This window comes from Streptomyces poriticola (assembly GCF_036689765.1).
GTDB lineage: Bacteria > Actinomycetota > Actinomycetes > Streptomycetales > Streptomycetaceae > Streptomyces > Streptomyces poriticola.
Genome location: NZ_JBAGKH010000025.1, coordinates 16900 through 36398 on the forward strand (window position 1 = coordinate 16900; position 19499 = coordinate 36398).

The following is a 19499-nucleotide window of genomic DNA, read 5'->3' on the forward strand; positions in this document are numbered from 1 at the left end:
CCGGGATGGGTGGTCCAGCCGCCGGCGCCGGCGAGCTGGACGCCACGTTCACCGAGACCGTGCGCCGGACCGGTGCCTCCATCGGCGGTCTGTACCTGCTCGCTCCGGACGAGCAGCTGCTGTACCTGGACGCGCTGTGCGGGGCACCGGCCGGACTCGCCGCACCGTGGTCGCGGGTTCCGGTCGCGTCTCCGGCTCCGGTGGCCGATGCCGTCCGCGAGGACCGCATGGTGTGGGTGGGCGACCAGGAGGAGCTGGCCCGTTCCTATCCGCACACCGCACTGGCGCTCCCCTATCCGCTGGCGCTGGTCGCCGCTCCGGTCACCGGCGTGCGACGGTGGGGCGCCCTGCTGCTGATGTGGCCGGCCGGCCGGCCCCCGTACATGACCGGGCGGGAGCGGCGCAACATCGCCTCCAGCTGCCGGCGGCTGGCCCGGGCCCTGGAGGAGTCCGCCGGGCAGGGCGGACCACCGGCCGGGCCGGGACCGCCCCGGGTCCTGTCCACCGGTGCGGGCCACCCGTCGGCAGACCCGCGGCTGGCCGCCGCCGACTTCGTCGAGCGGCTGCCCGGCGGCAGCTGCGCACTGGATCTGGAGGGACGCTTCACCTATCTGAGCTCGGGCGCCTGCGACCTGCTGGGCAGCGACGCTGACCGGCTGCTCGGCACCCTGCCCTGGCACTCGCTGCGCTGGCTCGACGACCCCGCCTACGAGGACCGCTACCGGGCCGCGGTGCTCAGCCGCGAACCGGTGTCCTTCACCGCGTGCCGCCCGCCCGGACAGTGGCTGATCTTCCACCTCTACCCTGACGCCAGCGGGATCAGCGTCCGCATCGTGCCCTCCGGCACGCCGCACCCCGCCCAGCCGGCCCGGCCGTGGTCCCCGCACACCGCCGTGCCGGCCCGCGCGGGTCAGCTGTACCAGCTCACGCATCTGGCCGTCGGGCTGAGCGAGGTCGTGGGCGTCCAGGACGTCATCGACCTGGTCGCCGACCAGATCATGCCCGCGTTCGGCGCGCAGGGCCTGGTGCTGTCCACCGCAGACGCCGGGCGGCTCCGGATCACCGGGCACCGCGGCTATGCGCCGCAGACCATCGAGCGGCTCGACGGACTTCCCCTGGACACCGGTCTCACTCCGGCCGGGCGGGCCCTCACCAGCGGCACCCCTGCGTTCTACGCCGACCCCGAGGAGATGCGGCGGTCCTATCCCGAGGCGCCCGCCCTCAGCGGCAAGCAGGCCTGGGCTTTCCTGCCGCTGATCACCTCCGGCCGGCCGGTCGGCATCTGGGTGCTGTCCTACGACCGCCCCCACCGGTTCCCGGCCGAGGAGCGCGCCGTCATGACGTCCCTGGCCGGGCTGATCGCGCAGGCCCTCGACCGGGCCCGGCTGTACGACGCCAAGCACGAGCTGGCCCATGGTCTCCAGCAGGCGCTCCTGCCGGGCGCCCTGCCGCAGGTCGCCGGTCTGCAGGTGGCCGCCCGCTACCGTCCCGCCACCTGGGGCATGGACATCGGCGGGGACTTCTACGATCTGATCCGGCTCGGCGACACCGCCGTCGCCGCCGTCATCGGCGACGTGCAGGGACACAACGTGGCCGCCGCCGCCCTGATGGGCCAGGTGCGCACCGGGGTCCACGCCCATGCGACGGTGGGCACCACTCCCGACCAGGTCCTCTCCCGGACCAACCGGCTCCTCGCGGACATCGGCGCCGACCGGTTCACCAGCTGCCTCTACGTCCAGGTCGACCTCGCCCGCCGGCGCGCCACGCTGGCCAGCGCCGGACACCCGCCGCCGCTGCTGCGCACCCCGGACCGTGGGGCGCGGCCCGTGGACCTGCCGCCGGGGCCGCTCCTCGGCATCGATCCCGGCGCCGATTTCCCGGTGACCGAGGTGTCGCTGGCCCCGGGGTTCCTGCTCGCCCTCTACACCGACGGTCTGATCGAACGGCCCGGGGTCGATCTCGACGACGCCGTAGCGGGCCTGGCCCGCCATCTCGGCGAGGCGGATGCCTCGGATCTGGACCGGCTCATCGACACCCTGCTGAAGCGCACCGGTACGACCGGGCAGCGCACCGACGACATCGCCCTGCTGGTCCTGCACCACGCGGACGGCGGCGAGACCCGGTGAGTGGGCGATGCTCCCGGTGGCCGCGGGCCGTGGTGGCCCGGTCCGCGGTGGCGGTCAGCCGTCGTCGACGGGGCGGCTGGGCGGGAGCGAGCCGCCGCCCGGGGTCCGGTCGGCCTCGGCGGCGTCGGCCAGCGCCTCCGCGGCGGCCTCCGCGGCCTGCGCGGAATCGCTGGCGGCCTGCGCGGCCATGTCGTCCGACACCGGCTTCTCCCGCGTGGCCGGGGACTGGGGCAGCATCTCGGTGAAGGCCCGGGAGACGCCCTGCATCGCGGAGGTGATCTCGCTGGGGATCACCCAGAAGTTGTTGCCCGAGCCCTGGGCGAGCTGCGGCAGCGCCTGAAGGTACTGGTAGGCGAGGAGCTTGGGGTCGGGGTCGTTGCGGTGCACGGCCTGGAACACCTCGTCGATGGCCCGCGACTGGCCCTCGGCCTCCAGGATCGCGGCGGTGCGGTTGCCCTCCGCGCGCAGGACGGCGGCCTGCTTGTCGCCCTCGGCGGTGAGGATCTGGGACTGGCGCTGTCCCTCCGCCCCGAGGATCGCCGCCCGCTTGTCCCGCTCGGCGCGCATCTGCTTCTGCATCGCGTCCTTGATGGTCTGCGGCGGATCGATGGCCTTGATCTCCACCCGGTTGACGCGCAGCCCCCACTTCCCGGTCGCCTCGTCGAGCACCCCCCGCAGCTGGCTGTTGATGGTGTCCCGGGAGGTCAGCGTCTTCTCCAGGTCCATCGAGCCCACGACGTTGCGCAGCGTGGTGACCGTCAGCTGCTCGACGGCCTGGAGGAAGCTGGCGATCTCGTAGAAGGCCGCTCGGGCGTCGGTGACCTGGAAGTACAGGACGGTGTCGATCTCGACGACCAGGTTGTCTTCGGTGATGACCGGCTGCGGCCTGAAGGACACGACCTGTTCCCGCAGGTCGATCAGCGGATGCACTCGGTCGATGTAGGGGATGACGAGGTTGAGGCCGGGGGTCAGGGTCCGGTGGTAACGGCCCAGGCGCTCGACGTTGCGGGCGCGGGCCTGGGGCACGATACGGACCGCCCGCACGACGGTGAAGATCGCGATGAGCGCGACGATCAGGCCGGCAAGGAAGAACGCCGAGAATTCCATGGCTTCAGTCCCGTGGGTAGACGAACGCGGTGGCGCCGCTGATCTCTATGACATCGACTGTTGCTCCGGCTGGGATCACCAGCGTCTCGTCATAGGCGCGGGCCGTCCACTCCTCGCCGTCGATCCGCACCCTGCCGTCCCGGCCCGACACCTCCGACACGACGTAGGCGGCCTTGCCGACCAGGGCGTCGATGCCGAACCGCGCCCTCTGGGGCTGGAGCACATGCCGCAGCGCGAGGGGGCGTACGAACATCACGGTGACGGTGGCGACGACGGCGTACACCACGAACTGCAGGGGCAGCGGCAGCCCGAGCGCCGCGACACCGGCCGTGACCAGCGCGGATGCGCTCAGCATGCCGAGCGCGGCCGTGAGCGTGAAGATCTCCGCCACGGCCAGGACGGCCGCGACGATCAACCAGATCAGCCACAGATCCATGACGTGCCTCTTCTCACCGGTGGGGATGAGTCGATCTGGCCCGTCCTCCCATGATGCGGCCCCGGGAGCGGAGGGTCCAGAGTCGCGTACGCGGCGTCCCCGGAGTGGGGCTATATGTGTCGTTTCAAGGGAATTCTCCCCTCTCGGCCTAAGGTCGACGTGAGCCCGCCGGCGGCGGGCCCCACCCGCGGGCCGGGGGCGAGGGAGAGTGGGACGCAGTGGAGCTGGCAGTCGCCCAGGAGACCGTCGCCCGATGGCAGTTCGGTGTGACCACCGTCTACCACTTCCTGTTCGTGCCGCTCAGCATCAGCCTTGCGGGCATCGTCGCGGCACTGGAGACGGCCTGGGTGCGGACGGGGAAGGTGAAGTACTTCCACGCCACCAAGTTCTGGGGAAAGCTCTTTCTGATCAATCTGGCGATGGGGGTCGTCACCGGCATCCTGCAGGAGTTCCAGTTCGGCATGAACTGGTCGGCCTACTCCCGCTTCGTCGGTGATGTCTTCGGTGCCCCGCTGGCGATGGAGGCGCTGATCGCCTTCTTCTTCGAGTCCACGTTCATCGGACTGTGGATCTTCGGCTGGGACCGGCTGCCGAAGAGGCTGCACTGCGCCTGTATCTGGATCGTCGCCCTCGGCACGGTGCTGTCCGCGTGGTTCATCCTGGCGGCCAACTCCTTCATGCAGCACCCGGTCGGATACCGGATCGACCCCGTCTCCGGGCGGGCCCAGCTCACCGACATCTGGCAGGTGCTGTTCCAGGACACCACTCTCGTGGTGGTCTTCCACACCCTGACCGCGGCCTTCCTCACCGGTGCCGCGCTCGTGGTGGGCATCAGCGCCTATCACCTGGCGCGGGCCGGGCGGGGTGCGGAGACCGACGGGCGGAAGACCGCCGCGATGCGGGTCTCGCTGCGGCTGTCCCTGGTCGTCGCCGTGGTCGCCGGGCTCGGCACCGCACTCAGCGGTGACCGGCTGGCCAAGGTGATGTTCGAGCAGCAGCCGATGAAGATGGCCGCCGCGGAGGCGCTCTGGGACACCGAGGCCCCCGCCCCCTTCTCGATCCTGTCCGTCGGCGACGTCGGCGAGGGCCGCAATCTGGTGGCGCTGGAGATCCCGGCGGCGCTGTCCTTCCTCGCCGAGGGCGACTTCTCCTCCCCCGTCGCCGGCATCAACGACACGGCCGAGGAGCAGGCGCGCGAGTTCGGCGGGTCCCGTGAGGACTACATCCCGGACATCTTCATGACGTACTGGGGCTTCCGCTTGATGATCTTCTTCGGTATGGCCGGTCTCGCCGTGGCCGCGGCCGGCCTGTGGCTCACCCGGAAGAGGTTCTGGCTGCACCCCGCCCACCGCACCGGCGAGGACGAGCCCCCGCATCTGATGCTGACCAGGAACGTCAGGATGAACGCCTTCCTCAGCCGGTGGAGCTGGCGCGTCGCCGTGCTCACCCTGGCCTTCCCGCTCGCCGGCAACAGCTTCGGCTGGATCTTCACCGAGATGGGCCGTCAGCCCTGGGTGGTCCTCGATCTGCAGCGGACCGCGGACGCCGTGTCGCCCGATGTCGGGGTGGGCAGGCAGATCGTCTCGCTCGCCGCGCTCAGCGCCCTCTATGCGGTGCTCGCCGTGGTCGAGGCCGGGCTCATGGTCAAGTACGCCAGGCCGGGCCCGGACGTCGGTGAGCGGCCGCCGGCCAAGGACCCGACCCTGCGCCCCTCGGACGAGGACGGCGACCAGCCCCTCGCCTTCGCCTACTGAGGACGGACCGGCATGCATCTCGCGGACCTCTGGTTCATCCTGATCGCCCTGCTGTGGACCGGCTACTTCTTCCTGGAGGGGTTCGACTTCGGCATCGGCGTCCTCACCACCCGGCTGCTGGCCCGGAGCGGCACCGAGCGCCGGGTGCTGATCAACACGATCGGGCCGGTGTGGGACGGCAACGAGGTCTGGGTGATCACTGCCGCGGGTGCCACGTTCGCCGCCTTCCCGGACTGGTACGCCACCATGTTCAGCGCCTTCTACCTGCCGCTGCTCGCCGTCGTGATGTGCCTGATCGTCCGCGGGGTGGCCTTCGAGTACCGGGCCAAGCGGCCGGGCGCGCGCTGGCAGCGCTCCTGGGAGCGGGCCGTGGTGTGGACGTCCGCGATCACCCCGTTCCTGTGGGGGGTGATCTTCGCGAACATGGTCCGCGGCATCGCGATCGACGCCGGAAAGTCGTACGCGGGCGGCCAGGGCGAGCTGTTCAACGGCTATGCGGTCCTCGGCGGGTTCACCACGCTGGCGCTGTGCGTCTGCCACGGCACCGCCTTCGCGGCGCTGAAGACGGACGGTGAGATCCGGGAACGGGCCCGGCGGCTGGCACCGGTGCTGGGCGCGGGGACGCTGCTGATGCTCCTGGCGTTCCTGCTGTGGACGCAGGCCGGTTCGGGCAACGGCCGGAGCCTGGGCACCCTGGTCGTCGCGTGCGCGGCGCTGCCTGCGGCCCTGTTCCTCAGCCGGCTGGGCCGGGAGGGGTGGGCGTTCGTCCTCTCCGGTCTGACCGTGGTGGCGACGTTCGCGACCCTGTTCCTGGCGCTGTACCCGGAGGTCATGCCGTCCACACTGGACAGCGACTGGTCGCTGACGGTGGCCGACGCCGCGTCCGGGTCCTACACGCTGACGGTGATGACCGTCATCGCCGCGGTGTTCACGCCGTTCGTGCTGCTGTACCAGAGCTGGACGTACTGGGTGTTCCGCAGGCGGATCTCCGTGGACCGCATTCCCGCGGCGCACTGACCCCGCGCTCCGTCCCTGCTGCTCAGACCGCGGCGGTGATCCGGACCCTGACGTGCTTCATGATCGGCTGGTCGCTCTGGGTGCTGTGGTCGCAGAGCGCGATCAGCACGTTCATCTCCGGCATGTATCCGGCGGCGCAGCCGCGCGGCATCTCGTACGGGACGGCGAGGAAGCCGTCGAGGCTGCGCTGCGAGCCGTCCGCGGCCGTGGCGACGACACGGACCGGGTCGAACGCGTCGACCTCCCGTTCGCGCATGTCGTCCTCGTTCATGAAGACCAGTTCGCGCAGGTTCTTGATGCCGCGGTAGCGGTCGTTGTCCGAGTAGATCGTGGTGTTCCACTGGTCGTGCGAGCGCATGGTGCCCAGTGCCAGCGTGCCCGGCTCGGGCACGACGTCGGGCAGCGGGGCGGAGGAGAACTCGGCGCGTCCGGAGGGGGTGAGGAAGACCAGTTCGCGGGCGGGCTGCTTGATGCGGAAGCCCAGCGGCAGCCGGACCCGGCGGTTGAAGTCCTCGAACCCGTCGAGCACCTGCGACATGGTGTCGCGGATGCGGTCGTAGTCCTCGACGTACCACTCCCAGGGGGTGGGGCTGTCGGGCAGGGCCGCCCGGGCCATTCCGGCGACGATCGCGGGCTCGGACAGCAGTCGCCGGGAGGCCGGCCGTTTCATGCCGACGGAGAGATGGACCATGCTCATGGAGTCCTCGACCGAGGTGGACTGCAGGCCGCCGCGCTGGTGGTCCTTCTCGGTACGGCCCAGGCAGGGCAGGATGAGTGCCTGCCGGCCGTGCACGAGGTGGCTGCGGTTGAGTTTGGTGCTCACCTGCACGGTGAGGTCGCAGTTGCGCAGCGCGTCGTAGGTGAACGCGGAGTCCGGTGCCGCGAGGGCGAAGTTGCCGCCCATGCCGACGAACACCTTCACCTCGCCGCGGTGCATCGCCCGGATGGTGCCGACGGTGTCCAGGCCGTGCTCGCGGGGCGGCTCGATGCCGCAGGCCCCGGCCAGCCGGTCCAGGAACTCCGCGGTGGGGCGGTGGTCGATGCCGCAGGTGCGGTTGCCCTGGACGTTGCTGTGGCCGCGCACCGGTGACGGACCGGCGCCCTCGCGGCCGAGGTTGCCGCGCAGCAGCAGCAGATTGACGATCTCGCGGACGGTGTCCACGCCGTGCTCGTGCTGGGTGACGCCCAGGCACCAGGTGACGATGGAGCGGTCTGCGTCGGTGTAGATGCGCGCCGCCTTGAGGATGTCGGCGCGGCCGAGGCCCGACTGGCGCTCGAGCTCCTCCCACGAGGTGGCCTCGCACAGCTCCCGGTACTCCTCGAAGGCCGCGGTGTGCCGGTCGACGAACTCCCGGTCCAGGGCGTGGGGATCGGTTCTCGCCTGTTCGAGGACGGCCTTCGCCATACCGCGGAGCAGGGCCATGTCGCCGCCGATGCGCACCTGGAGGTTGAGACTGCTGGTGCGGGTCGCGTCGAGGAGGGCCATGTCCTTGAAGTCGTGCGGAATGATCGCCTTTCCGGCCGCCGCCTCGACGAACGGGTTGATGTGCACGATCCGGGCACCGCGCTGGCGGGCCTCGACCAGGGAGGTGAGCATCCGGGGTGCGTTGGAGGCGACGTTCACGCCCAGGATGAACAGCGCGTCGGTGGCCTCCCAGTCCCTGAGGTCGACCGTGCCCTTCCCGGTGCCCAGGGAGGCCTGCAGCGCGCGTCCGCTGGCCTCGTGGCACATGTTGGAGCAGTCGGGCAGGTTGTTGGTGCCCAGCTCACGTGCCATCAGCTGGTACAGGAAGGCGGCCTCGTTGCCGAGCCGCCCGGAGGTGTAGAACGACGCCCGGTCCGGATGGTCCAGCCCGCGCAGGGTGCGGCCGACCAGCTCGAACGCATCGTGCCAGGAGATCGGTACGTAGTGATCGGTGTCCGGGTCGTAGACCATCGGCTCGGTCAGCCGGCCCTGGTCCTCCAGCTCGAAGTCGCTCCACTCGAACAACTCGCTCACCGAGTGGCGGGCGAACAGTTCGCGGCCGGCGCGCTTGGCGGTCATCTCCCAGGTGACGTGCTTGATGCCGTTCTCGCAGATGTCGAGCTTCAGGCCCTTGGTGTCGTCCGGCCACGCGCATCCGGGGCAGTCGAAGCCACCGTTCTCGTGGTTCATCCTCATGACGGCCCGGGGGCCGTCAACCAAGGTGCGCTCGCGCACCAGGAAGTGGGTCACGCTCTTCGCGGCACCCCAGCCCGCGGCGGGGTGCCGGTACGGGCGGTACCCGGGCTCCCCCGTGTGGGCTGGGCCCACACGGGGCTCGAGCCCACTCGGGCCCTGCTCGTCCTCGGTGGTGGTCAATTCACTCACCCTTCCGGCGACCGACGGGTGCACGGAGCCGATCTGCGGCACTGCGCCTCAGGCTAAGCGGGTCGGGGCACCCTCGCGATCCGGCCGGTGTCCCCTGGCCGGCGTCCGGCGCTATAGCGTGGGGCCATGCGTCATGAGGTAACCGAAGCCGACACCGCGGCCACGGTGGGCAGTGGTGAGGTGCCCGTCCTGTCCACCCCGCGGCTGATCGCATGGCTGGAGGCCGCGACCCTGCGGGCCGCCCGGCCGCTCATCGGGTCCGGGCAGACGACCGTGGGGACCGCGGTCCGTATCCAGCACCTGCGGGCCACGGCCGTGGGGGAACTGGTGGACGTGCATGCCGAGGCGCCACCCGACGCGACCGTCCGACGGCTCACCTTCCAGGTGCGTGCGGTCGACGAGTCGGGGGCGCTGGTCGCGACCGGTGAGATCGACCGGGCCGTCGTCGACCGGGACCGGTTCATCGCCGCGGTGACCGGGGCGCCGCCGGAGATCTGACGGTGCGGCGCCCGCACTGATCGTTGCGGGTCCGCCCGTTCGGCGCGGGTCCGCCCGTGCCGTGCGGGGTCACCGACATGTCCCGCGGCCGGTGTCGGCAGCACCGTCGCCGGGCCGCTCCGCCACCGGTGCCGAGCACGGGGCAGGTGGCGCGCAGCCGCGTGTCAGGGCGTCCTGTCGGCGGCGGTGGCCGTGCCGGCGCCTGCCGGTTCCTCCCCCGGTTCCGGCTTGCGCACCGTGCAGTGGAGGGAGTCCTTCACGACGTCGGCGACGACGGTGTCGCCGGGCCCGGTCTCGCCACCGAGCAGCAGGTCGGCGATGCGGTTGTCCAGCTCCGCCTGGATGGTGCGGCGCAGCGGGCGGGCGCCGAACTCCGGCCGGCGGCCGTGGGCGATGAGCAGCTTCTTCGCGGCCTCGGTGACCTCCAGCCGCATGCCCTGCGCGTGCACCCGGTGCTCGCTGCGGGCCAGCAGGTGGTCGACGATCTGCGTCAGGTCGTCCTCGGTGAGGGCGTGGAAGACGATGATGTCGTCGATACGGTTGAGGAACTCGGGCAGGAACCGCGCCCGCAGCTGCTCCATCAGGTCGTCCTTGATCTCGGACGTGTCGCCCTTGTGGTCCAGGATGAGACGGGCGCCGATGTTGGACGTCATGATGACGACGCAGTGCCGGAAGTCGACGGTCCGGCCCTGCGCGTCGGTGAGCCGGCCGTCGTCGAGGATCTGCAGCAGCGTGTTGAAGACGTCCGGGTGGGCCTTCTCCACCTCGTCGAACAGGACCACGCCGTAGGGCTGGCGGCGGACCTTCTCGGTGAGCTGGCCCGCCTCCTCGTAGCCGACGTAGCCGGGCGGGGCGCCGACCAGCCGGGCGACGGTGTGCTTCTCCTGGAACTCGCTCATGTCGAAGCGGATCATGCGGTCCTCCTCCCCGAACAGCAGCTCGGCGAGGGTCTTGGCGAGTTCGGTCTTGCCGACACCGGTCGGGCCGAGGAAGAGGAAGGAGCCCACGGGCCGACCGGGGTCACCCATCCCGGCGCGGTTGCGGCGCACCGCCTGCGAGACCGCCACCACCGCCTCGTCCTGGCCGACGATCCGGGAGTGCATCTCCTCCTCCAGTTTCAGCAGCCGGTCCTTCTCGCTCTCCGTGAGCTGGGACACCGGGATGCCGGTGCGCCGGGAGACCACGTCGGCGATGTCGGTGGCGGTCACCGCCACGACGCCCTCGCGCCGCTCCTCGATGCCCGCGAGCTCGCCCTCGACCTCGGCGATCTCCCGCTTGAGCCGGGCGGCCCTCTCGAAGTCCTCGGCGCTGACGGCGTGTTCCTGCTCGCGCCGCAGCCTGGCGATGCGGTCCTGGCGGCCGGCGACCTCGGTGGACCGGCCGGCGCTGCGCAGCCGCACCCGGGCGCCCGCCTGGTCCATCACGTCGATGGCCTTGTCCGGCAGGAAGCGGTCGCTGACGTAGCGGTCGGAGAGCTCCGCGGCGGCGGCGAGGGCCTCGTCGGTGAACCGGACCTGGTGGTGGGCCTCGTAGGAGTCCCGCAGTCCCTCCAGGATCAGCACGGTCTCCTCGACCGTCGGCTCGGGCACCAGCACGGGCTGGAAGCGGCGCTCCAGCGCGGCGTCCTTCTCCACGTGCTTGCGGTACTCGTCGATGGTGGTCGCGCCGACCACATGGAGCTCGCCGCGTGCGAGCGCCGGTTTGAGCATGTTGCCCGCGTCCATCGAGCTCTCGCCCGTGGCGCCGGCCCCGACGACGGTGTGCAGTTCGTCGATGAACAGGATGATCTCGCCCTGGGCCTTCTGGACGTCCTCGATGACCTTCTTCAGGCGTTCCTCGAACTGTCCGCGGTACTGGGCGCCCGCCACCATGCCGGACAGGTCGAGGGAGATCACCCGCTTGTCCTTGAGGGTGCCGGGGACCTCGTCGGCGACGATGCGCTGGGCCAGGCCCTCCACGATGGCGGTCTTGCCGACGCCGGGCTCGCCGATCAGGACGGGGTTGTTCTTGGAGCGCCGGGAGAGGATCTCCACGGTCTGCTCGATCTCCTCGGCCCGTCCCACGACCGGGTCGAGCCGGCCGGCCCTGGCCTCCTCGGTCAGGTCGCGCCCGAACTCCTCCAGGGTGGTGGCGGGTTCCTTGCGGCCTGCGGGTGTGCCCTCGCCGCCGCGGCCGGACTGGTTCGCCGTGGCGGCGAGCTTCCGCAGGTCCTGGCCCTCGGCACGCAGCAACCGGGCCGCGCCGGAGTCACCGCCGTCCAGCAGCGCGGCGAGGATGTGTTCCGGGCCGATGTAGGACGCCCCGGACGCCTGGGACCGGGCGTACGCGGCGCCGAGGGTGCGCTTGGCGGCCGGGGTCAGGCCCGGCTCGGCGGAGGGTTCGCCGGCCTCCCGGGGCAGCACCTCGGCGATCCGGGCCGCGAGGGCATCGGGGTACACGCCGGCCTCGGCGAGGAGGGTCCGTGCCGGGTCGACCTTGGTGGCCGCCCACAGCAGGTGCTCGGTGTCGAGGTCGGAGGTGCCGTCCTCCACCGCCTTCCGCGCGGCGAGGCTCAACAGCTCCTGTGACGAGTCGGTCAGCAGCCGGCCGATGGGAACGCGCTGGACGGCCGGCGGGGACGATGCGGGCGACATTCCGAAGAAACGGTTCAGCATCTCGCTGAAGGGATCCGACGAGCCGAATCCGAAGGGCGTCATCGACATGGGTGCTCCTGGTCCACGGGGGTCGTATCCACGAAAGCCCGACGCCGATCGCCCCGCAAACGGAGCGGACGGTCACCTCGCGGGGCGTCTGCCTTCTCTGCCGTCGTCCGCTGCCGTCGCCGGTCAGTGCTCCGCATGGTGGAACGGGGTCTCGGCCTCCCGGTCCACGACCAGGGGGTGCGGCTGCTCGCGCAGTTCCGGCAGCAGCCGGGTGAGATCGGCCAGCAGCAGCTCCGCGAGATCGGAGGAGAATCCGTTGCGGCACACGATCCGGCACACCGCGAGGTCCTCCCGCTTCGGCGGAAAGGTGTACGCCGGGACCAGCCAGCCGTTCTCGCGCAGCCGCCGGGACACATCGAACACGTCGTAGGCGCGGACGTCCGGCCCGGTCGTGAACGTGAGCACCGGCAACTGGTCGCCGCGGGTCAGCACCCGGAAGTCGCCGAGGGCCGCGATGCCGTCGGAGAGCCCCCCGGCCACGTCCCGCGAGGCCTGCTGGACGTCCCGGTAGCCCTGGCGGCCGAGCCGCAGGAACGTGTAGTACTGCGCGGCGACCTGGGCGCCGGGCCGGGAGAAGTTGAGCGCGAAGGTCGGCATGTCGCCGCCGAGGTAGTTGACGCGGAAGACCAGCTCCTCGGGAAGGGCGTGGTGGTCGCGCCAGAGGGCCCAGCCGACCCCGGGGTAGACGAGGCCGAACTTGTGGCCCGAGGTGTTGACGGAGGCGACCCGCGGCAGACGGAAGTCCCACACCAGGTCCGGGTCGAGGAACGGCGCCACCATGGCACCGGAGGCACCGTCGACGTGCACGGGGATGTCGAGGCCGGTGCGCTCCTGGAGGGCGTCGAGCGCCGCGCAGAGGTCGGCGATCGGTTCGTAGGAACCGTCGTACGTCGAGCCGAGGATGCCGACGACCCCGATGGTGTTCTCGTCGCACAGCTCGGCCGCCGCCTGCGGGTCGAGGTGGAAGCGGTCCCCCTCCATGGGGACCTTGCGGGGCTCCACCTCCCAGTACGTGCAGAACTTCTCCCAGCAGACCTGCACGTTCACCCCCATCACCAGGTTGGGCCGGGCCTCACGGGAGGGGTAGCGGTCGGCGCTGCGCCGGCTCCAGCGCCGCTTGAGCGCCATGCCGGCCAGCATGCACGCCTCGCTGGAACCGGTCGTCGAGCAGCCGACGGCCTCGCTCGGCACCGGTGCGTTCCACAGGTCGGCGAGCATCGCGACGCACCGCCGTTCCAGCTCGGCGGTGCGCGGGTACTCGTCCTTGTCGATCATGTTCTTGTCGCGGCACTCGGCCATGAGCACATCGGCCTGCGGCTCCATCCACGTCGTGACGAACGTCGCCAGGTTCAGGCGCGCGTTGCCGTCCAGCATCAGTTCGTCGTGGACCAGCCGGTACGCCGTCTCCGGTGCCAGCGGCCCGTCCGGCAGACGGTGCGCGGGCGGCGCCTCCGTCATGTCCGCGGCGGGGTTGGCCACCGCGTGGAAGGGGTTGACGGCGAGTCCGGGTGTGCCGCGTTCCTTCGAACTTCCGTGAAACAGAGGTGGCATGGTGCGACGTCCCCGCTCATCTCTCGACACCGGTCATGACCGGCCGTCCTTCCGGCCGGCCCCTCCCATCCTGGGGCATGTCCGGGCAGTCCGCTCGGGCACCCTGCACACCGTCGCTCCCGCGCGGGCGTGGTCAGCGCAGGGGCCCGGCCCGGAGGCGCTCGGCCCCGGTGTAGACGTTCATCGAGCTGCCGCGCAGGAAGCCGACGAGAGTCAGCCCGCTCTCGGCGGCCAGGTCCACGGCGAGGGAGGACGGCGCGGAGACCGCGGCGAGCAGCGGGATCCCGGCCATCACCGCCTTCTGCACCAGCTCGAAGGAGGCCCGCCCGCTGACCATCAGCACCGTGCCGCGCAGCGGGAGCAGGCCCTCGCGCACGGCGTGCCCGACGGCCTTGTCGACGGCGTTGTGCCGGCCCACGTCCTCCCGCAGGCACAGCAGGTCGCCGCCGGCCGAGAAGAGTCCGGCGGCGTGCAGCCCGCCGGTGGTGTCGAAGACCCGCTGCGCCGCCCGCAGCCGCCGGGGCAGCTCGGCCAGCAGGTCGGGCCCGACGCGCAGCCCGTCCTCGGCGACGGACCAGGGCGCGGTGGTGCGCACGGCGTCCAGGCTCGCCTTGCCGCACAGGCCGCAGGCGGACGTGGTGTAGAAGTTGCGTTCGAGGGAGGCGTCCGGGGGTGTGACGCCCGGGGCGAGGGCGACGTCCACCACGTTGTAGGTGTTGCCCCCCTCCGCGGTGGCGCCCGCGCAGTAGCGGATGCCCGCGATCTGGCCGGCACGGTGCAGCACACCCTCGCCGGCCAGGAACCCGGCGGCGAGGTCGAAGTCGTCGCCGGGGGTGCGCATGGTCACGGTGAGGGGGCGTCCACCGGCCCTGATCTCCATCGGTTCCTCGGCGGCCAGGGTGTCGGGGCGGTACGAGGACGCCCCGTCCCTGATGCGCAGAACCCGTCGCCGGGCGGTCACTCGCCCCATGGTCCTGGTCCCTTCTTCGCGTGTGTCCCGCTCCGCCGGTGCCGTGGGTCGGCCGGTGTCCCGGGCGGTGATCACCAGGAACAGTAGGCCGACCGGCGCCGGGGCCGCCAGCAGCGCAGGGCGCGGGCTGCCGGAAGGACCTCGCCCGGAGGGACGCCGGACACCGGCCCTCCTGCTCCGGCTGCTCGCCGGGAGCCGTTGCCGCCGCCTTCGTTCAGACGGGGCGGCCGTCGACGTAGGTGGCGACGATCTCGATCTCGCCGATGCGGGAGGTGTCGACGTGCCGTGGGTCGTCGGCGAGGACGACCAGGTCGGCTCGCTTGCCGGGGGTGAGGGAGCCCACGGTGTGCTCCCAGTGGCAGGCGTGGGCGGCGGCGACGGTGTAGGCGTGCAGGGCCTCGTCGACGGTGATGCCCTCGTCGGGGCCGATGAGCCGGCCGGACGCGGAGGCGCGTTCGACCATGAACTGGACGGCCCGCAGCGGGGATCCGTCCGCGACGGGACGGTCGGAACTGCCGACGAGCGGGATGCCGTGGTCGAGGAAGCTCCTGCCGCGGTAGAGCCAGGGCGCGCGGTCCTCGCCCATCAGCGCGGCGTAGTCGTCGCCGAAGCTGTGCAGGAAGGTGGGCTGGACGACGGCGGTGACGCCGAGCCGTGCGAAGCGCGGGAGCTGGTCCGGGCGGATGAGTCCGGCGTGCTCGACGCGGTGCCGGGCGCCGGGGCGGGGGCGCAGGCGCTGGGCGCGCTCCAGGGCGTCCAGGGCGACGTCGGCGGCGCGGTCACCGATGGCGTGGATGGCGAGCTGCCATCCGGCGAGGTGGCCGTCGACGATGGTGTCGGAGAGCGCCAGGGGGTCGTCCTGGAGCCGGCCCGCGTGCGCCAGGCCTTCGTACGGGCTGCTCAGGGCGGCGGTGCGGGCCATCATGCCGCCGTCGGTGAAGATCTTCAGCGCGCCCACGGAGAGCCGGTCGTCGCCGAAGCCGGTGCGCAGCCCGAGGTCGAGGGCCCGGGGGATGCCGTCGGCGTCGTGCGCGGCGACCGGGTGCAGCCGGTCCGCGGCGACCATGAGCTGGACGCGCAGCGGCAGCAGGCCCTGCTCGCGGGCGAGCTGGTAGGCGCCGAGCTCGACAGGGCTGTGGCCGAGGAGGGCGCCGCCGATGCCCGCTTCGGCACAGGCGGTGACGCCCTCGGCGAGGCAGGTGCGGGCGGCGCGGCCGATCGCCTCGGCCAGCTCCTGCTGGGAGTGGGGCAGGCGCAGCGCCCGGGCGGCACCCATGGCGCCCTCGGCGAGAAAACCGCTGTCGTGCGGGACTCCGGGGAGCAGGTCGAGGACGGCGGTGTTGACGACGCAGCCGTGGCCGGAGTCGTGCATCAGGAACACTCTGCGGCCGTGGCTGACCTTGTCCAGTTCGGCCGCGGTGAGATGGCGGCCCAGCGCCCGCTGGTCGTAGCCGGCGACGCTCACCCAGTCACCGGGACCGCCGGTGCGGACGGCGGCCTCCTCCACGGCGGCGAGCACGTCGTCGACGCGGGTGCGGCCGGCGATGCTGGGGGTGTGCTGTTTCAGGCCGGTCCAGGACAGGTGCACGTGGGCGTCGATGAAGCCGGGCAGCACGGTGGCGCCCTGCAGGTCGACGACCTCGTCCGCGGGCAGCGCGGTCGCGGCCTCGTCCAGGCCGGTGATCCGGCCGTGCCGGATGCCCACGTCGCGCGCGACCGGATGGCCCGGGTCCATGGTGAGGAAACGGGCGTTGGTCAGACGGGTGACGGGCATCGGCGGATGGTCCGTCAGGCGTCCGTGGCGGCGGCCAGGGACCGGGGGCGCAGATCGGTCCAGTGGGTCTCGATGTGGTCCAGGCAGGCCTGCCGGGAGTTCTCGGCGAGCACGACCGTCCATCCCCCGGGAACCTCGGCGAAGGACGGCCACAGCGAGTACTGGTCCTCGTCGTTCTTCAGGACCAGGAAGCGGCCTTCGGGGTCGTCGAAGGGGTTGGTGCTCATGTGCCGTGCCTCCTCGGGGCGGGTCGGTCCGCGGGCCGGTGACAGTGCGTCATGATTAGGTTAGCCTGACCTAATTGATGGTGAGCCTAACCCTTCCTCTTCCTGCCCACAAGGAGACGTTCATGGCGGGCGAGCTGCCCGGTGACGGCGAGAAGGCCTTCGGCCGGTTCGGGCTGCCGGATGCTCCCGGGAGCGACGCGTTCTGGTCCGCGGCGGGCGCGGGAGCACCCCGGTCGGTCCCCGACCGCGGTGGCTGGGCGACCCTGTTCCTGTGGCGCGGGCAGGCGGCCGACGTCGTCTTCGAGAGCTGGTCGGAGCCGGTTCCGCTGCGCCGGTGGGGCGACACCGACTGCTGGTACGCCGAGGTGCGCATGCCGGCGCGGCTGCGGGTGACCTACCGGTTCGTGGTGGGTGGCACCGCGTACGCCGATCCGTTCAACCCGGTGGGCGCGGGCGGTGACCTGTCCGTGGCGGCCACACCGGACGCGCCGGCCCAGCCGCACTGGCCGGCCCTCGGTCCCGCGGACGTGCTGCCCGTGCCGCGCACCCGGATCCGCTGGAGCAGCGGGCGGCTCGACGGGCGGCGCACCGTGCGGATCCACCCCGCCGGCGGAGGCGGACCGGTGGTGCTGTTGCTCGACGGGGACGACTGGCTGTATCTGCACCCGGCCGCCGCCGCGTTCGACTCCGCGGTCGCGAGCGGCGAGATGCCCGCCGTCACCCTGGTGTTCCTGCCGGCCGCGGACCGGGAATCCGAGTTCGCGTGCCGGCCCACGCTGTGGGAGGCGGTCCGGGACGAGCTGCTGCCGCTGGTCGCGGAATGCGGGGTACCCGCCGATCCGGGGCGGCTGGTGGTCGCCGGGCAGAGTCTCGGCGGGCTGAGCGCCCTGTACGCGGCGGTGGAGTTCCCTGACCTGGTGTCGCGGGTCGCCTGCCAGTCGGGGGCGTTCTGGTGGGCGCCCGGGGCCCCGGACCTGGCGGACCCGCTGGGCGGCCCGGTCGGCGGTGCCCTGGCCGGTCGGCTGCGTGAGCGCCCCGACCTGTCCGGGCTGCGGGCGGCGTTCGACGTGGGCGAGCACGAGGCGCGGATGCTGCCCCACTGTGAGCTGGTCGAGTCGCTGACCGGCCGGGCCGGTGCGGCCGTCCGGGTCTCGCGGTCGGCGGCCGGCCACGACCGGGCGGGCTGGCGGCAGGCCCTGCTCAGGGACGTCGCCTGGGCGCTCGCCTGAGCGGCGCGCCGGCCGCGGTGGCCCGCTGTGCCGCACGGTCGGGGGGCCACCGCCGGCCGGCCACCGTCAACGGGCCACCGCCAGCCGGTACGCCTCGTCGGTGGCGAGGAGGTTGCGGTGGGTGTCCTCGGCGGTGATGACGCCGTCGTCCAGCACCAGGACCCGGTCGGCGGCGTCCAGCAGGGCCGGGCTGCTGGTGAGCACCAGGGTGGTGCGGCCCCGGCGCAGCTCGGCGACGCGGCGCGCGATGAGCTGTTCGGTGACCGCGTCCACAGCGGTCGTCGGGTCGTGCAGGACCAGCACGTCGGCGTCGGCGGCGAGGGCGCGGGCCAGGGAGAGGCGCTGGCGCTGGCCGCCGGAGAGGTTGGCGCCGCGGTCGCGGACGGCGTGGTCGAGGCCCTCGCGGTGCAGGGCGACGACATCGGTCAGCGCGGACGCCTCGACCGCCTCGGGGATCATCGCGCTCGTGCCCGAGGGGTCGATGTTGCTGCGCAGGGTGCCCGCGAAGATCTCCCCGTCGTACGGGTTGACCAGCAGACGCTCCCGGACCGCCTCGACCGGCAGCCCGGCGAGGTCCTGCCCGCCGAGCCGCACCGTTCCCTCGTAGGCGTGCCGCGGGACCCTCAGGGCCAGGACGGCCGCGAGGTCGGCCGCGGCGCGCGGCCGGTGGGCGGCGACGGCCACGAACTCGCCCTCGGCGACCTGCAGCCGCAGCTTGCGCAGCTCCCCGTGGCGGACGCAGTCGACCTCGAGGTCCCCGCCCGTGGACGGCCGGCCGGTGCCCGGGGTGGTCACCGGCGGCGCGGCGAGGACCAGTGCCATCCGCTCGGCGGAGGCGCGCGCCATCATCACGTACTTCGGCATCTCGGAGAAGAGCTTCAGCGGCTCGATGATGAACTGGGCCAGGCCCACGGCCATGACGAGTTCCCCGATGGTGATCCGGCCCTCGAAGGCCAGCCAGCCCGCCGTCAGGGTGACGGCGGCGGCGAGGGCCGCGTTGAGGGCCAGGGCTGCGCCCGCGTACGCGCCGTTCACCCGGGCCACGGTGACCGCCTGGTCCCGCGCCCGGGTGCTGACGGTGCGGTAGGAGCCGAACGCCGCGTGGTTGCCGCCGAAGCCGTGCAGCGGGCGCAGTCCGGTGATCAGGTCGGCGACCTTGGCACCGGCCCGCGCCACCCGGGCCTGCTGTTCCCGGGTGCCGGCACCGATCCGCCGGGACAGCACGCTGAGGATGGACAGGATGGCCACGGTTCCGACGATCACCAGCAGACCGAGCCGTGGGTCGGCCAGGCCCAGCGCGGCGGCCGCGATCACCACCGCGACCAGGGAGCTGATCAGCAGCGGCACCACCTCGATGATGTCGGAGGTCTGGTCGGCGTCCTCGGTGGCGATGGTCAGGACCTCGCCGGACTTGAGGCCGGTGTCCCGGGCCACCGGCTGCAGTCCGCAGGCCGCGACCCGGACCCGCCAGCGGTGCGCCTCGGTGGTGTTGGCCTTCTGCAGGATGCGCATCCCGAACCGCCACGACAGGGACACGGTCGTGATGATCACTGCCAGAGCGGCGACGGACAGGACGAGGGCGCCCGGGCTGCGGTCCTGCATCGTGTGCTCGACGATCAGACCGAGCGCGATGGGGAAGGCGGTCTCGGCGGCCTGGTACAGGCCCATGAGAAGGGTGCCCGCGGCCATGGCGCCGGCGTTGCGGCGCAGGGCCACCCGCAGGATGCCGGATCCGGCGCTGCCGTCGGCCGGCGGGGC

General features: G+C 72.3%; 14 protein-coding genes. 5 read left to right on the forward strand and 9 right to left on the reverse strand.

All coding sequences use genetic code 11. The features are described from left to right. The first annotated feature begins 5 nt into the window (after positions 1-5). Positions 6-2126 (forward strand): SpoIIE family protein phosphatase, encoded by a 2121-nt coding sequence (locus tag V5O46_RS24590; RefSeq protein ID WP_332886857.1) that lies wholly within the window; start codon positions 6-8, stop codon positions 2124-2126. 54 nt (positions 2127-2180) lie between these two features. On the opposite strand, the gene V5O46_RS24595 is transcribed toward V5O46_RS24590, so the two are convergent. Together V5O46_RS24595 and V5O46_RS24600 are read right to left on the reverse strand one after the other, a co-directional pair. Then, positions 2181-3233, reverse strand: a complete 1053-nt coding sequence (locus tag V5O46_RS24595) for an SPFH domain-containing protein (RefSeq protein ID WP_332886858.1) — start codon at positions 3231-3233, stop codon at positions 2181-2183. A 4-nt stretch (positions 3234-3237) separates the two neighbouring features. Next, positions 3238-3669 (reverse strand): NfeD family protein, encoded by a 432-nt coding sequence (locus V5O46_RS24600; RefSeq protein WP_332886859.1) that lies wholly within the window; start codon positions 3667-3669, stop codon positions 3238-3240. Between the two features lie 218 nt (positions 3670-3887). On the opposite strand from V5O46_RS24600, the gene V5O46_RS24605 reads away from it, so the two are divergent. Together V5O46_RS24605 and cydB are read left to right on the forward strand one after the other, a co-directional pair. Continuing rightward, a complete protein-coding gene (locus V5O46_RS24605; RefSeq protein ID WP_332886860.1) occupies positions 3888-5423 on the forward strand; it encodes a cytochrome ubiquinol oxidase subunit I in 1536 nt (511 codons plus the stop codon). A gap of 12 nt (positions 5424-5435) precedes the next feature. Next, positions 5436-6440: a cytochrome d ubiquinol oxidase subunit II gene (gene cydB, locus V5O46_RS24610; protein WP_332886861.1), complete on the forward strand. Its 1005-nt coding sequence runs from the start codon at positions 5436-5438 to the stop codon at positions 6438-6440. A 22-nt stretch (positions 6441-6462) separates the two neighbouring features. Here the strand turns inward: cydB and V5O46_RS24615 are convergent, their stop codons facing one another. Then, positions 6463-8781, reverse strand: a complete 2319-nt coding sequence (locus V5O46_RS24615; protein WP_408649048.1) for an FdhF/YdeP family oxidoreductase — start codon at positions 8779-8781, stop codon at positions 6463-6465. Positions 8782-8916: 135 nt separating this feature from the next. Here V5O46_RS24615 and V5O46_RS24620 point away from each other — a divergent pair, with 135 nt between their 5' ends. Beyond that, the gene (locus tag V5O46_RS24620; protein WP_332886862.1) at positions 8917-9288 is read left to right on the forward strand and encodes a thioesterase family protein; all 372 of its coding nucleotides are present in this window, start codon (positions 8917-8919) and stop codon (positions 9286-9288) included. A gap of 164 nt (positions 9289-9452) precedes the next feature. On the opposite strand, the gene V5O46_RS24625 is transcribed toward V5O46_RS24620, so the two are convergent. From V5O46_RS24625 to V5O46_RS24645, 5 genes are all read right to left on the reverse strand, one after another. Beyond that, positions 9453-11990 carry an ATP-dependent Clp protease ATP-binding subunit gene (locus tag V5O46_RS24625; protein ID WP_332886863.1) on the reverse strand — a complete coding sequence of 846 codons (2538 nt, stop codon included), beginning with the start codon at positions 11988-11990 and terminating at the stop codon, positions 9453-9455. 123 nt (positions 11991-12113) lie between these two features. Beyond that, positions 12114-13541, reverse strand: a complete 1428-nt coding sequence (locus V5O46_RS24630) for a glutamate decarboxylase (protein WP_332886864.1) — start codon at positions 13539-13541, stop codon at positions 12114-12116. A 133-nt stretch (positions 13542-13674) separates the two neighbouring features. Then, on the reverse strand, positions 13675-14511 hold the full coding sequence (gene fdhD / locus V5O46_RS24635; RefSeq protein ID WP_332886865.1) for a formate dehydrogenase accessory sulfurtransferase FdhD: 837 nt from the start codon (positions 14509-14511) through the stop codon (positions 13675-13677). Positions 14512-14725: 214 nt separating this feature from the next. Next, positions 14726-16285: an amidohydrolase gene (locus V5O46_RS24640; RefSeq protein WP_332886866.1), complete on the reverse strand. Its 1560-nt coding sequence runs from the start codon at positions 16283-16285 to the stop codon at positions 14726-14728. Positions 16286-16299: 14 nt separating this feature from the next. Next, entirely contained in the window at positions 16300-16512 is a 213-nt protein-coding gene (locus V5O46_RS24645) for an MbtH family protein (RefSeq protein ID WP_332886867.1), read from the reverse strand. Positions 16513-16634: 122 nt separating this feature from the next. On the opposite strand from V5O46_RS24645, the gene V5O46_RS24650 reads away from it, so the two are divergent. Further along, positions 16635-17741, forward strand: a complete 1107-nt coding sequence (locus V5O46_RS24650) for an alpha/beta hydrolase-fold protein (RefSeq protein WP_332886868.1) — start codon at positions 16635-16637, stop codon at positions 17739-17741. 66 nt (positions 17742-17807) lie between these two features. Here V5O46_RS24650 and V5O46_RS24655 read toward each other — a convergent pair whose 3' ends face one another. Beyond that, on the reverse strand, positions 17808-19430 hold the full coding sequence (locus V5O46_RS24655) for an ABC transporter ATP-binding protein (RefSeq protein WP_332886914.1): 1623 nt from the start codon (positions 19428-19430) through the stop codon (positions 17808-17810). Positions 19431-19499 lie beyond the last annotated feature (69 nt).